The sequence below is a fragment of the Noviherbaspirillum sp. genome, from assembly GCF_035944575.1.
In the GTDB taxonomy this organism is placed as follows: Bacteria; Pseudomonadota; Gammaproteobacteria; order Burkholderiales; family Burkholderiaceae_D; genus Noviherbaspirillum.
In genome coordinates this window covers 1-12797 of the sequence record NZ_DASZBA010000191.1, presented here as the reverse complement: position 1 = coordinate 12797, position 12797 = coordinate 1, and the positions used below count along the sequence as shown (strand labels likewise).

Annotated in this window: 15 protein-coding genes; 6 read left to right on the top strand and 9 right to left on the bottom strand. The window is 60.9% G+C overall.

Features of this window, described 5'->3' with window-relative positions; translation table 11 throughout:
• Positions 1-102: 102 nt before the first annotated feature.
• Complete coding sequence (locus tag VGU61_RS14270; RefSeq protein ID WP_326859814.1) at positions 103-1062, bottom strand: hypothetical protein; 960 nt, start codon at positions 1060-1062, stop codon at positions 103-105.
• 689 nt (positions 1063-1751) lie between these two features.
• On the opposite strand from VGU61_RS14270, the gene VGU61_RS14265 reads away from it, so the two are divergent.
• The 6 genes from VGU61_RS14265 to VGU61_RS14240 all read left to right on the top strand — a co-directional run bounded on the left by VGU61_RS14265 (position 1752) and on the right by VGU61_RS14240 (position 5116).
• On the top strand, positions 1752-2111 hold the full coding sequence (locus VGU61_RS14265; protein ID WP_326859813.1) for a nuclear transport factor 2 family protein: 360 nt from the start codon (positions 1752-1754) through the stop codon (positions 2109-2111).
• A gap of 126 nt (positions 2112-2237) precedes the next feature.
• A complete protein-coding gene (locus tag VGU61_RS14260; protein WP_326859812.1) occupies positions 2238-2657 on the top strand; it encodes a cupin domain-containing protein in 420 nt (139 codons plus the stop codon).
• Positions 2658-2711: 54 nt separating this feature from the next.
• Positions 2712-3752 (top strand): dienelactone hydrolase, encoded by a 1041-nt coding sequence (locus VGU61_RS14255; RefSeq protein WP_326859811.1) that lies wholly within the window; start codon positions 2712-2714, stop codon positions 3750-3752.
• Positions 3753-3863: 111 nt separating this feature from the next.
• Positions 3864-4082: a helix-turn-helix domain-containing protein gene (locus VGU61_RS14250; RefSeq protein WP_326859810.1), complete on the top strand. Its 219-nt coding sequence runs from the start codon at positions 3864-3866 to the stop codon at positions 4080-4082.
• Between the two features lie 13 nt (positions 4083-4095).
• On the top strand, positions 4096-4617 hold the full coding sequence (locus VGU61_RS14245) for a Clp protease N-terminal domain-containing protein (protein WP_326859809.1): 522 nt from the start codon (positions 4096-4098) through the stop codon (positions 4615-4617).
• Positions 4618-4684: 67 nt separating this feature from the next.
• Positions 4685-5116, top strand: a complete 432-nt coding sequence (locus tag VGU61_RS14240; protein WP_326859808.1) for a hypothetical protein — start codon at positions 4685-4687, stop codon at positions 5114-5116.
• Between the two features lie 7 nt (positions 5117-5123).
• Here the strand turns inward: VGU61_RS14240 and VGU61_RS14235 are convergent, their stop codons facing one another.
• The 8 genes from VGU61_RS14235 to VGU61_RS14200 form a co-directional block, all read right to left on the bottom strand.
• Positions 5124-6032 carry an MBL fold metallo-hydrolase gene (locus tag VGU61_RS14235; protein ID WP_326859807.1) on the bottom strand — a complete coding sequence of 303 codons (909 nt, stop codon included), beginning with the start codon at positions 6030-6032 and terminating at the stop codon, positions 5124-5126.
• Positions 6033-6117: 85 nt separating this feature from the next.
• Entirely contained in the window at positions 6118-6756 is a 639-nt protein-coding gene (locus tag VGU61_RS14230) for a 2-hydroxychromene-2-carboxylate isomerase (protein WP_326859806.1), read from the bottom strand.
• A gap of 139 nt (positions 6757-6895) precedes the next feature.
• Entirely contained in the window at positions 6896-7096 is a 201-nt protein-coding gene (locus VGU61_RS14225; RefSeq protein WP_326859873.1) for a DUF1289 domain-containing protein, read from the bottom strand.
• 14 nt (positions 7097-7110) lie between these two features.
• Positions 7111-7617: a YbaK/EbsC family protein gene (locus VGU61_RS14220; protein ID WP_326859805.1), complete on the bottom strand. Its 507-nt coding sequence runs from the start codon at positions 7615-7617 to the stop codon at positions 7111-7113.
• Positions 7614-8201, bottom strand: a complete 588-nt coding sequence (locus VGU61_RS14215) for a uracil-DNA glycosylase family protein (RefSeq protein WP_326859804.1) — start codon at positions 8199-8201, stop codon at positions 7614-7616. Before VGU61_RS14215 ends, VGU61_RS14220 begins: the two co-directional genes overlap by 4 nt.
• 11 nt (positions 8202-8212) lie before the next feature.
• Positions 8213-9376, bottom strand: a complete 1164-nt coding sequence (locus VGU61_RS14210; protein ID WP_326859803.1) for an AAA family ATPase — start codon at positions 9374-9376, stop codon at positions 8213-8215.
• 18 nt (positions 9377-9394) lie between these two features.
• Positions 9395-10303, bottom strand: a complete 909-nt coding sequence (locus VGU61_RS14205) for a hydroxymethylglutaryl-CoA lyase (protein ID WP_326859802.1) — start codon at positions 10301-10303, stop codon at positions 9395-9397.
• A 300-nt stretch (positions 10304-10603) separates the two neighbouring features.
• Positions 10604-12619, bottom strand: a complete 2016-nt coding sequence (locus VGU61_RS14200; RefSeq protein ID WP_326859801.1) for an acetyl/propionyl/methylcrotonyl-CoA carboxylase subunit alpha — start codon at positions 12617-12619, stop codon at positions 10604-10606.
• Positions 12620-12797: the final 178 nt, after the last annotated feature.

The window sequence follows — 12797 nt, the reverse complement described above, 5'->3', positions numbered from 1 at the left end:
TTGTGCGTGCACGTTTCTCCTTCAAACGAAGCGCCCTTTCCGCCATACCCTTTGCCCGCTCGATTGGAAAGGACCTTCCTTGCAAGAATGGAGTCAAATGTTCTAAGTCTCAGGCTCGTTCCTAGGGATCATCAGTCCTTTCGGTTTCGCCAACTCGCAAAACTCTTCCGCAGAGTATTTCATAACCAGTGCAGCAAGGCCACTCGCGATCATTGGGATTCCAATCCGAAAATCGCCCAAGGTCGTGACAACGGCTGCAGAAAAATACCCTTCATTGAAGACTTTTGGCACACGATTCGACCAAAGTTTGAAGATTGGACTTGATGGCTTGCAGAAAGTCTTCCACGCGATACGCTTCAGGATTGCAAAGGTCGTACGCCCAATTTGCCTAGGTTCTTCGGCCTTTTCGGGTGGAGGAAGAAGTTTGCGGTCAGATGGTGGAAGCTGCTTAACCGAGTGCGTTCTAACATCATTTAGCAACTGTATGCTAGCTGCTGGAACGCTATCGCCAATTAGTTTTAGAATTTCGTCGTCGGTGTTCCGTTGCAAAAGAAATATAGCATTAGCCTCAACTTCATTAACATCTAACGTTGCATCTCCTGTGCCGATTAACTCTGTCAGGATGCATTCCTCTTCTATACGCTCAATCAACCGCTTTTGAAATTGTCTTCGAGTTCGCTCTGAGGCAATGTTGTTTATTTTCGAAATAACTTCAGTAATTAGGTCTTTTGCTTCAGGAACACGTTTCTGGCGCAACTTACATACTGCAAGCAAGGAACTTGCTTCCAAGTACAGTCGAGTATTAGGTTCCGATAGCTTCCGAATCCCGATAAAGCCAGTTTCGGCGTACATAATTCGATTCGCTTCTAAATTTGCTTCAAATGCCCAAAGTTTTGCGCGAAGCAAACGGTGGTGGCTCCGATCGTTGGGAAACTCAGCTTGTATTTTTGTGACAATCTCAATTGCCCTCTCCGGTTCCACCTGTTGAACCGCCTTCTGGAGTGCAGCTTCAAGCGGTCGAATAGTGGCAAGTTGTTGTTCTGTTAGCTTCGTTGTCGACATCTAGAGTGACTCAGAGAGGGATAGGTAGCAACGCAATTACGCGTTAGGTAGACTTGTAGCGATTTGCTTATGAAGTCTACGAGATCCGAATCAGAATGTCCAATGGGCAAGTATTGGCTCTAAGTCAGAAATTACAGCATTTAGCTATTTCGCTGTGGTCGGTTTTAATGATCGGACTTCTGAGCATGTCTTATAACTTACAAGTCGCGAGACATCATGAAACTCCCTTTTGCATCGTCTTAAAAATCGTCTCATATTAAAGTTTCACATCATCTTAGAATTTTGAGAACAAAGGGCACATGAAGGTCGGGTACTCACGGGTGACAAGCAGAGGATAAAGCTATGAGCTTCAAGAACAAAAACTTGTGGAGCCGGATGGGAACGAATCATGGCTGAGAAGCATTTAGGCAAGGCAACTGAAAGCCGCAACGAGTTACAGAAAATGCCTGAGTTCGTCCGCGAGGGGATATCGTCGTGGGCACCAAATTGGGCAGGTTGGTCCTGAGCACAGCAGTAACCGGGGCCAAGTCTTGCAGCAGCACATTCGCACCTCAGCACATCTGACCTGTAACCTCAACAGGTCAAAATATAAGCGTCAGAGTAGATTAAATTTAGTTCGATCAATATCATCTTATAGGCCGGCGTCCGGTCAGACATTGCCTGTCAGGACCACGACAAACACATTCACCATGAAACCAAAAGACCTCGTCAAACAATGGGTGGATGCCTTCAACAAAGCGGACGTCGATGCGCTCGCATCGTTCTACAACGAACATGCGGTGAACCACCAGGTAGCCGAATCACCCGTCGAAGGCAGAGACGCGATTCGGAAGATGTTCGCCGACGGGTTCGCCGCTGCGAAGATGGTATGCATCGTCGAGAACATTTTTGAAGACGGTGAATGGGCAATTCTTGAATGGCGCGATCCGCTCGGGCTGCGGGGATGCGGGTTCTTTCACATTCAGAATGACCAGATCGTTTTTCAACGCGGCTATTGGGACAAGCTGACGTTCCTGCGTACGCAGGGTATGCCGATACCGGATCATTGATTTTTATGCCCTCATCGCGGTTTCCTGCCTGAATCGCCATGCCTGCCTGATGTAGTCCCGCACCATGGTAATCTGCCATTTGGCAGCTCATGCCACCTCAGCCGTTTCACGATAACAGGAAGCGCCATGGAAGAGACAACCCGCCGTCCCATCGTTCTTCGTCCCGGTGAAGGCCGGCCCTACCGGATGGGCGGCATGTCCGCCTTGTTCAAAGCCGACGGCGCTGAGTCGAATCGCAAATATTCCATCTCCGAGTGGTGGCTTGAACCAAATACCCAGGGGCCGGGCGCGCATTCGCATGACGAAGATGATGTCTTCTACGTGCTTGAGGGCACGATGAGCTTTTTCGTCGACGGCGCATGGATCGATTGCCCGAAAGGTTCCTTCGTACTGGCGCCGGCGGGGGCGACACATGATTTCCAGAACCGGACCGGCGCCCGGGCCGGGGTGCTGAACATTTCCACACCCGGCGGTTTCGAAGACAACATGGGCATGATCGTGGAGTGGTTCGCCAAGAACCCGCCGGGTCCTGCCAGCGTTGACTGAGGTTTCCATGGTGGCGACATATCGGATTGCTTCCTTATCTATCTTCCCTTGATCATGCATCGCGCACTTCGTCTCGCTTACATTATCCTGTTGCTTGCATGTGCCGGCCCGGCCGGAGCAGCCGTCGGGCTTGCCGAGCTGGAGGGGGATGCGGAATCCGGTCCGGTCACGATTTTCTATCCGACCGCATCGGAGCCGGCCGTCGAACGCAGGGGCGCGTTTACCATGAATGTCGCGGTGGATGCGCCGCTGGGAGCGGTCAACCGGCGTCTCATCGTGATATCGCATGGGTCGCCCGCGTCGCCGTGGGTGCATTTCGATCTCGCGAAGTCGCTGGTCAACGCGGGTTTTGTCGTGGCGCTGCCGGAACATTTCGGCGACAACTACAAGGACAATAGCGAACCGGGGCCGCCAAGCTGGCGCAGGCGGCCGACGGAAGTCACGCGCGCGATCGACAGGGTGCGCGCCGAGCCGGCATTCGGTCCGGCTCTCGACTTTGCCCGTATCGGTATGTTCGGCATGTCCGCCGGTGGCCATACCGCGCTGACGCTTGCCGGAGGCAAATGGTCTCCTTCGCAGCTCCGGCGCCATTGCAACGAATACATCGAGGAAGACTTTCATACCTGTGCCGGGCCCTTCATGTTTCTTACCGGAAGCCTATTTGACGGCATCAAACTCGCACTCGTCCGTAACGTGAACAACATGAAGTTCAATGACCCTTCGTGGTACGAACATAGCGATCCCCGCATCACTGCGATAGTTGCCGGCGTGCCCTTCGCCGTCGATTTCGATCCTGACTCCCTGAAGAACCCGCGGCCGGCATTGGCGATCATCTCGGCGCGGAAAGACAAGTGGCTGACCCCGCGATTTCACAGCGACGCCGTACTGCAGGCATGCCGGTCGTGTGAACATCTTGCGGATCTGCCGACCGGTGGTCACGGTGCACTGCTAAGCCCCCTTCCGCCCGGCCGTTCCGTTGCGGTCGAGGCACTCGTCGGCGATCCTCCGGATTTCGACAGGAACGCGATTGTTCCGAAAATCAACGAACAGATCACCGCCTTTTTCAAACGGCATCTTCTGGACGGCGTGAAGTAACGGCCAGGGATGAGCGGATCGGGGCGATGTCGTTCATCCCGGCACACCATCGTTGGGCATGGCCGTCAACATCAGTTGACAATTAAAATCTGCGTCAACTATCATTGGCGCATGATGAATCCCAAATCGCTTCCTTCTCCCGACGATCCCGCCGAAGCACTGGCCGCCGTCGTGGCATTGCGCCTGATGGCGGACAAGCTGGAGCGCAAGGCCGTGGAAGCTGCGCTGGATCAGGGCTGGTCGTGGTCGCAGATTGCCGAAGCGCTTGGCGTATCGAAGCAGGCGGCACATAAGCGCCTGGCCGGCACGCTTTCAAAACCGCATTCATAAACCGGGAGCTTCCATGTTCACCAGAATCAGACAGCGTTTTCAGGACATGCATACCATCAAGGTACTTTGCCAAAACGCCGAATCATATGCGAACGCGGACGGCCGGAAGGAACCGGGCGCGGAACATTTTGTTCTTGCCGCACTGGCGCTGCCGGACGGAACGGCACGCAAGGCGTTCGAGCGCATGCAGAGCGACCCGGACGGTTATCGTGCGGCGATCGCCCGGCAATACGACGATGCGTTGCGCAATATTGGCATCGAAGTGTCGCTCGATGCGGCAGGGAGCGCTGCCGCTCCCATCCCTGCGGGTAAGGGTGTCTACCATGCGCAACCGTCAGCGCAAGCACTGATGCAACAGTTGGCCGCGCGGAAAAAAGAGGATGCAGGCAAGCCGTTGCTGGGCGCGCACGTCCTGCTGGCTGCCACCGCCGCCCGTCACGGCGTCGCCTTGCGTGCACTGGAAGCCATGGGCATTCAACCTGCGGCGCTTGCCGGTGCGGCCGCGGCGGAAATCGATGCGTTTCCGTCGAGTTGAACATGCAACTGTTCCGCGCCCATATATCGCCCGGATGGCGTAACCCATGTCATCTGACCATCACGCGATGAACTGGACACCCGGAGTCCTCATCGCCGGTCACGGGGTCGCCAGCGGCCGGGGCAACGACCGCCGTTATCCCGGCGGCACGATTTCCTTGCAACAGCCTTTCTTCCTCCAGCACGGCATCGACTTCTCGCCTTACTTCCCCGGAACGCTGAATGTCGACCTCGCGCCCTGCAAGCCGGTACCGCAGGCGCCGCTGTTCGACGGCGTCATCCGGTGGTTTGAAGACATTGAGGAGCGGTTCGTGATTTCGCCCGCGCGATTGAAGGTGAAGGGGCGCGCGTATGCCGGCCTCTGGTACTACCCGCATCCGGAGACGAAACCCGCGCATCATCAGCCGGATGGCGTCGTCGAATTGCTGATGCCGTGGATCGAGGGACTGGCGCCCGGCGAGCGGGTCGAGGTCGGGCTGTCGGCGACGGTAAGCGGGTAAGAATCGGTCAGCCGGCATCCACCAATTGATCGTCGACCACTTTCGCCGCGCAGGCACGCACCAGTTGCGACACCGCCCACTTGGCGAGATCTTCGGGCGGCTGGTGCAGATAGCGCCGGTTTGCTTCCGCCGACAGATGCATGTCGGCCATCAGGCGCGGCACGTCGGCCAGCGGGATGGATTGCCGTTCCAGCAGCAGGAATTTGAGCAGTACCTTCACCGCATTCTGCGCATTACGCGCTGGATCGGCGACGAAATAGTCGAGCCGTGAAAACGCCCGTTTCAACGCCGCGCCGACATCGGTGAAGGGCGCGCCATGGCCGGGGATCACGAGGTCCACATCGAGCGAGGCGATCAGTTCCAGCGTGGCGCGGGTTTCGGCGAAACCGGATTCGCCTTCCAGTTCGGGGAAGATGACGCCGAAGCCGTTTTCCCATAGCGCATCGGCGGAGATAAGGATGCGCTCGGCGGGACAATAAAACACCAGCGAATGCGGGTCATGACCGGGAGCGCCGAGTACCTGCCATTCCATGCCGCCCAGCATGATCACATCGCCTGGTGCGAGCGTGTCGGTGAAGGTGAAGCGCTCGCATTGCTGGCCGGTGAGTTCGAAGGTAAGCACGTCCTGGTTCCAGGTGCGCACGGCTGCGGCTTCCGAGGCAGGAATCGTGGTGCGGCAGCCATACTCGCGTTGCAGCGCCGCGTTGCCGCCGCAGTGGTCTGAATGCATGTGGGTATTGATCAGGCGGTCGAGCGGCCTGCCTTGCAGCGCATGCCGCACCAGCGCGACGGTTTGCGGCGCGTGGGTGGCGTAGCCGCTGTCGACCAGCGCGGTGTCGTCGCGGCCGATGAAAAGTATGTTGTTGGAGGAGAGCCAGCCGCGTTCGAACACGCGCATGGTGGCGGGTAGTTTCATGGTGTCTTTCGGGGTGTGACGGCAACGCGGCGCATGCACGGATGTGCGGACGCGTTGGTGATGACGATAATCCGTGTATGCATGCTCATGCGCCGCCGCTCCGGTTGCGCTGAAGCCCCGGCTGCATGTTCTGCGCCTGCTGCAGCAGCGGCGACTGGAAGAACGGATCGCCTGCCAGCCAGGCGCGCAGCATGTCGGTGGAATCCAGTCCCCAGAAGCAGCGGCCGTCCACGACGGCAGTCGGCACGCCGAAGACGCTGTCGGCGATGGCAGCGTCGCCGTTGGCGCGCAGTTGCTGTTTGACTTCCGGTGTGTCGAGCATGTCGCTGGTGGCACCGACTTCCTGCATCAGCGCGGACCAGTGCTGCTCCTCGGTGGGCAGGTGGCCGTCGCACCATACGTAGCGGAACAGGCGCTGCACGACATCGCGCGACGGGCCGAGCGCGATGCACAGGCGCAGCAGCGGCAATGGGTTGAAGGGGTGATGCGCGGGCATGGTCATCGGGATGTTGTGGCGGTGTGCGAGCCAGGCGCAGTGTTCATAGGTCCAGCGGCGCTTGGGACCGATTTCGGCGGGGCCGACGTTGCCCCAGTGGTTCAGCAGGCCGGCGAAGAGGATGGGTTTGTAGTGGATGTCGACGTCTGCCGGGAGCGTGGGGAGCAGTTCGCCCTGGAGGTAGGAGAAGGGGGAGATGAAGTCGAAGTACCAGTGGAGTGTTTTCATGGTTGGTCTGATTGTCCTTCTGGTTTGAAAGCGATGTGTCCACCTAATCTTTATCCATTACGCCTACCTGCTCCTTCCCCCTGTAAGGAGTAGGGAACCGGCCGGAGATGGCGATGAAAACATCATGAAACAGGCACATCTAAAACAACCCCTCCTCCCGCCGCCGAATCTCCCGCCACACTGCCCTTTTCACATTCTCCGTCGCCGTACCCCACAACGCGATCTCGTCGATCGTCCGCAAACATCCCTCGCACAAGCCCGTCGCCGCATTCATGCTGCAAACATTGATGCAGGGCGACGGCACCGGCGACGCGTCATGGTCCGGGTCGAACGCCTTCATTGAAGGCGACGGCGTCACGCCACCCTCGTTTCCACGCGCAGCGCGACATCGGCGAGCGGCGCGCCGGTCATGTTCAGCAACTGCTGCGGCGTGAGATTGAAGACCGCATGCGGGTGGCCGGCGGCTGCCCAGAGGCTGTCCAGGCGCATCAGGTCTTCGTCGATGAGCATGACGGTTTTCTCGACGTGGCCGATCGGGCAGACGCCGCCGATCGCATAGCCGATGCGCTGCTTGACGAACTTCGCGTCGGCGCGGCCGAGCGGGCCGACGATGGCGGCGACCTTTTGTTCATCGACGCGGTTGGCGCCGCTGGCCACGACCATCACCGCCGCATCATCCGACAGGCGGCGGAAGACGATGGACTTGGCGATGGCGGCGATGTCGCAGCCGAGGCCGGCGGCGGCTTCGGCGGAGGTCTTGCCGGTTTCGGGGAGCATGACCACCGGCTTGTCGTGGCCGATGGCGTTGAGCAGGTCGGCGACGCGTTGGGCGCTGTCGGGAAGTTGCATGGATTCTTTCATGAGGCAATGATCGATTTGACGCGCTCGCGCAGGGCAGGCAGCACGTCGGTTTCAAACCAGGGGTTGCTTTTCCACCAGGACTGGTTGCGCGGACTGGGATGCGGCAGGGGCAGGTACGCAGGAAGGTAGTCGCGCCAGGCCGCCACGGTTTCGGTCAGGGTGGCCTTGGCATTGTGCTGTAAAAAGCGTTCCTGTGCATGGCGCCCGACCAGCAGCGTGAGCCGCACGTCCGGCATCGCGGCGAGCACGCGGTCATGCCACAGCGGCGCGCATTCCGGGCGGGGCGGCAGATCGCCGCTTTTGCCCTTGCCGGGATAGCAGAAGGCGGTGGGCATGATGGCAACGACCTTCGGGTCGTAGAAAATGTCCGGCGGCATGGCGAGCCAGTCGCGCAGGCGGTTGCCGGAGGGATCATTCCACGGGATGCCGGTGTCGTGCACCCGCCGGCCGGGCGCCTGGCCGACGATGAGCAGGCGCGCATGGCGGCCGGCCTGCACCACCGGGCGCGGGCCGTGCGGCAGATGGGCGGCGCATTGCCGGCAGGCCGCGATCTCGATCAGCAGAGGGCGCAATAGGTCAGGCATTGCACATCCGTTCAGCGCGCCGGCCAGTGCCAGGGCGGCATGTCGAGCGGTTCCATGCCTCGCACCCGGGTTTCGCCGAACTCCTTTTCGAGCATGATCGAGTTGCACTCCGGCTCGCGTTCGAGGGCGGCGATCAGCCGCGTGGCATGCGACACCACCAGCACCTGCGAGTGCTTTGCAGCGCGGGCGATCAGCCGGGCGAGCGCCGGCAGCAGGTCGGGATGCAGGCTGGTCTCGGGTTCGTTCAGGACCAGCAGCTCGGGCGGCCTCGGCGTGAGCAGCGCCGCGATCCAGAGCAGGTAGCGCAGCGTGCCGTCCGACAGCTCGGACGCTTTCAACGGCCGCAGCAGGCCGTGCTGGTGCATGGCAATTTCAAAGCGGCCGTCGTGGTTGTACACCGAAATGCTGGAGCCGGGAAAGGCATCGTCGACCGCCTCGTCGAGCGCGGCCGGATCGCCGATTTCGCGGATGGTCTGCAGTGCGGCGGCCATGTCGGCGCCGTCATTGCTCAGCACCGGCGTGTGGGTGCCGATCTGCGGCAGCCGCGCCGGGGCATCGGCGTCGGTGCGGAAGTGGTCGTAGAAGCGCCACGAGCGGATCTGTTCGCGCAGCGCCAGCACTTCCGGCGCGTTGCGCGGGTCGGCGAGACGGGCCATCATGCTGTCGAAGGTCGGGACATGGCTGGAGATGAGCTGCCAGTCGCCGCTGTCATGCTTGATGCGCACCGCCGCGCCGTGGCGGTCCACCAGCAGCGCCGCCGGCCGCAGCACGGGACCGTTCCAGATGCATTCACGCTTGATGACCGGGTCGAGGGAAAACGCGGACGGGCTCGGAATCGGCAGGCCGAGATCGATGGCATAGCCGAATTCGTCGCCGGCGAAGCCGAGGCGCAGGTTGACCGAATCCTTGCGCACCGTGCCCTGCACCGGATGCTCGCCCCGCTTGACCGACCGGGAAAACTTTTCCGGGCCGGCCCAGAGAGTAGATTGCAATCCGCCCTCGCGCGCCAGCGACGGGATGACCCCGCCCTGCGCGGTATCGGCCAGCAGGCGCAGCGACCGATATACGCTGGACTTGCCGCTGCCGTTGGCGCCGGTGATCACGTTCAGGCGCTGCAGCGGAATGACGAGGTCGCGCAGCGAGCGGTAGTTGGCGATGGCGAGCGTGCTCAGCATCGGGTCGTGCCGGTGGTGTCAGCCCTGCCGCTTGGCGGCGATGGCGTTGCCGGCCCGGCTGGCGGCCTTGCGGCCGAGATGCTGCGAGATGAACTGGCCGGCATCCACCACCGCGTCGAGGTCGATACCGGTATCGATGCCGAGTCCGTTCATCATGTACAAGACGTCTTCGGTTGACACATTGCCGGTCGCGCCCTTCGCGTATGGGCAGCCGCCGAGGCCGGCGATCGACGAGTGGTAGATCGCGATGCCGGATTCCATGCCGGCGTAGATATTGGCCAGCGCCTGCCCGTAGGTGTCGTGGAAATGGCCGGAGAGGCGCTCGGCGGGGAATTCCTGCTTCACCCGCTCGAATACCGTCTTGACCTTGTTTGGCGTCGCGACGCCGATGGTGTCGGCGATATCGATCTCATCGCAGCCGAGATCGCGCAGGCGCCGCACCACGTCGGCCACGCTGTCCGGCGATACCTCTCCCTGGTAGGGGCAGCCGAACGAGCAGCTGATACTGCCGCGCAGGCGGATGCCGTGCTGCTTGGCCGATTGCGCGACGTCGCGAAAGCGCTCGATCGATTCTGCAATCGAGCAGTTGATGTTTCGCTGCGAGAAGGCTTCGGATGCGGCGCCGAAGATCACGACTTCATCCGCCTTCGCCGCGACGGCGGCCTCGAAGCCTTTCATGTTGGGCGTGAGCACCGAATAGATCACGCCGGGCTTGCGGCGGATCTTTTCCATCACCTCTGTGGAGGTGGCCATCTGCGGCACCCATTTCGGCGAGACGAAGGATGCCGCTTCGACGTTGGAGAAGCCGGCGTCGGTCAGCCGGTCGACCAGCTCGATCTTGACGGCGGCGGGAATGGTTTCCTTTTCGTTCTGCAGGCCGTCGCGCGGGCCGACTTCGACAATTTTGACTTTGTTGGGGAGGGTCATAGGGTTGCCTTTTCGATGTAGTCCGCGCTGGTTCGCGCCATAAAGAACAGGTCCCCTCCCCCTTTTAGGGGGAGGGCTAGGGTGGGGGTGTGAAGGTTGATCGACTGCATGCGTTTACTCGATCCCACTACCCCCATTCCAGCCTTCCCCCTGACAGGGGGAAGGAGCCGGTCCGCTTACAACTTTTCCACGTCGCCGCTTGCAAGCGGCTTCGATTCAGCCGGGGCAACGCATGCGTTGCGAAACCCCGGCTTCATCCCCTACGAGTGGGAAGGAACCTGCTGTTTCTAAGTCACGCCGCTACGCCGCCTTGAACGCCAGCAACTGCGCGCCTTCCGCTACCTGGTCACCGACCGCATACAGCAGGTCTTCCACCATGCCGTCCGCCGGCGCGGCGATCGTGTGTTCCATTTTCATGGCTTCCATGATCAGCAATGGTGCGCCTTTTTCCACCGTCTTGCCTTTCTCCGCCAGCACGGCCACGATCTTGCCCGGCATCGGCGCGGTGAGGCGGCCGCCTTCGGCCTCGGCTTCGCCGGCATGGGCCAGCGGATCGCTGTAGGCCAGCACATGATGCATGCCGCCGGTGAACACATGGAACGCCTCGCCGTCGCGCACCACCGTGCCGCGCACCGTCGCGCCGTCGACCTTGATCACCAGTTGCGCACCATGGCGCTCGATTAACGTCATGACCGCCGTGCGCTCGCCGAGTTGCACCGACCAGCCGGTTTCGCGATAACCGATGTCGGCGGGATAGGCATGCGATTCGTCCGAGAAATCGAGCCGGCGCAGCAGCGTACCGTTCATGCGCCAGCCGGTGGTATCGGCCCACGGGTCATTGGCCGCAGCGCCGACATTCTGCTCCGATGTGAGGAGGAAAGCTGCAGCCAACGAGACGACATCGATCGTCACCGGCATTGCCTTCGGGAACAGGACGTCGTGATTGCGTTCGATCAGGCCGGTATCGAGATCGGCCTGCGAGAATGCCGGGCTTTCGACCAGCCGCTTGAGGAAGGCAACGTTGCTGCTGAGACCCACGATGCGATATTCGGACAGCGCCTGCGACATGTGGGCGAGCGCTTCGGCGCGGTCGTCTCCCCAGACGATCAGCTTGGCGATCATCGGGTCGTAGAACGGGGAAATGGTGTCGCCTTCGCGGACGCCGGAGTCGATCCGGATCGCCGCAGGTGTGATCGCGCTTTCGCCTTGGCCCAACATGAAGGCGACCGCTTCCGGCGTATGCAAATGCCGCAGGGCCCCGATCGACGGCAGGAATCCCTTCTCCGGATTTTCCGCATAGATCCGTGCTTCCAGCGCATGGCCGCGGATCGCCAGTTCCTCCTGCTTTTTCGGCAACGGCTGCCCGGCGGCCACCCTGAGCTGCCATTCCACCAAATCCAGCCCGGTGATCATCTCCGTCACCGGATGCTCGACCTGCAAGCGGGTATTCATCTCCATGAAGTAGAACGATCCGTCCTGGTTGGCGATGAATTCCACCGTGCCGGCGCCGACGTAGCCGACCGCCTTCGCAGCCGCCACCGCAGCCTCGCCCATCGCCCGGCGGCGCTCTTCCGTCATGCCGGGCGCCGGCGCTTCTTCCAGCACTTTCTGGTGGCGGCGCTGCACCGAGCAATCGCGCTCGAACAGGTAGACGCAATTGCCTTGCGTGTCGGCGAACACCTGGATTTCGATGTGGCGCGGACGGGTCAGGTATTTTTCCACCAGCACCTTGTCATCGCCGAAACTGCTGATCGCCTCGCGCTTGCAGGAAGCGAGCGCGGCCTTGAAGTCCTCGCTTTTCTCGACGATGCGCATGCCCTTGCCGCCGCCGCCCGCGCTGGCCTTGAGCAATACCGGATAGCCGATCTTGTCGGCCTGCTGCCGCAGGAAATCCGGGTCCTGGTTGTCGCCGTGATAGCCGGGCACCAGCGGCACGCCGGCGGTTTCCATCAGCGCTTTCGCTGCGGATTTGGACCCCATCGCATGGATCGCCGGGGCGGGCGGCCCGATGAAGACCAGGCCCGCATCGGCGCAGGCCTTGGCGAAGGCTTCGTTCTCGGACAGGAAGCCGTAGCCGGGATGGATCGCCTGCGCGCCGGTGGCGAGCGCGACCTCGATGATCTTGTCGCCCTTGAGATAGCTTTCCTTCGCGGGCGCCGGTCCGATCGGCACCGCTTCATCGCATACGGCAACGTGCTTGGCGTTTGCATCCGCTTCCGAATACACGGCGACGCTTTTGACGCCGAGCCGGTGCGCGGTTGCGGCCACGCGGCAAGCGATCTCGCCGCGGTTTGCAATCAGGATTTTGGTGAACATGTCTCTGCTCCTTGGTGTGAGCGGGTTGGGACTACGGTCAGTTCAATCGCCGTCAGATCCCCTCCCCCTTGCAGGGGAGGGTTAAGGTGGAGGTAATGAGGTCGAGCATTCGCATGCAGTAGTTCAACCTTCACACCCCCATCCCAGCCTTCCCCCTACAAGGGGGAAGGAGCTTTTT

Excerpts from the sequence above, each read along its gene's own strand:
- VGU61_RS14270 (WP_326859814.1), bottom strand. The coding sequence starts at position 1,062 with ATGTCGACAACGAAGCTAACAGAACAACAACTTGCCACTATTCGACCG.
- VGU61_RS14265 (WP_326859813.1), top strand. The coding sequence starts at position 1,752 with ATGAAACCAAAAGACCTCGTCAAACAATGGGTGGATGCCTTCAACAAA.
- VGU61_RS14260 (WP_326859812.1), top strand. The coding sequence starts at position 2,238 with ATGGAAGAGACAACCCGCCGTCCCATCGTTCTTCGTCCCGGTGAAGGC.
- VGU61_RS14255 (WP_326859811.1), top strand. The coding sequence starts at position 2,712 with ATGCATCGCGCACTTCGTCTCGCTTACATTATCCTGTTGCTTGCATGT.
- VGU61_RS14250 (WP_326859810.1), top strand. The coding sequence starts at position 3,864 with ATGATGAATCCCAAATCGCTTCCTTCTCCCGACGATCCCGCCGAAGCA.
- VGU61_RS14245 (WP_326859809.1), top strand. The coding sequence starts at position 4,096 with ATGTTCACCAGAATCAGACAGCGTTTTCAGGACATGCATACCATCAAG.
- VGU61_RS14240 (WP_326859808.1), top strand. The coding sequence starts at position 4,685 with ATGAACTGGACACCCGGAGTCCTCATCGCCGGTCACGGGGTCGCCAGC.
- VGU61_RS14235 (WP_326859807.1), bottom strand. The coding sequence starts at position 6,032 with ATGAAACTACCCGCCACCATGCGCGTGTTCGAACGCGGCTGGCTCTCC.
- VGU61_RS14230 (WP_326859806.1), bottom strand. The coding sequence starts at position 6,756 with ATGAAAACACTCCACTGGTACTTCGACTTCATCTCCCCCTTCTCCTAC.
- VGU61_RS14225 (WP_326859873.1), bottom strand. The coding sequence starts at position 7,096 with ATGAAGGCGTTCGACCCGGACCATGACGCGTCGCCGGTGCCGTCGCCC.
- VGU61_RS14220 (WP_326859805.1), bottom strand. The coding sequence starts at position 7,617 with ATGAAAGAATCCATGCAACTTCCCGACAGCGCCCAACGCGTCGCCGAC.
- VGU61_RS14215 (WP_326859804.1), bottom strand. The coding sequence starts at position 8,201 with ATGCCTGACCTATTGCGCCCTCTGCTGATCGAGATCGCGGCCTGCCGG.
- VGU61_RS14210 (WP_326859803.1), bottom strand. The coding sequence starts at position 9,376 with ATGCTGAGCACGCTCGCCATCGCCAACTACCGCTCGCTGCGCGACCTC.
- VGU61_RS14205 (WP_326859802.1), bottom strand. The coding sequence starts at position 10,303 with ATGACCCTCCCCAACAAAGTCAAAATTGTCGAAGTCGGCCCGCGCGAC.
- VGU61_RS14200 (WP_326859801.1), bottom strand. The coding sequence starts at position 12,619 with ATGTTCACCAAAATCCTGATTGCAAACCGCGGCGAGATCGCTTGCCGC.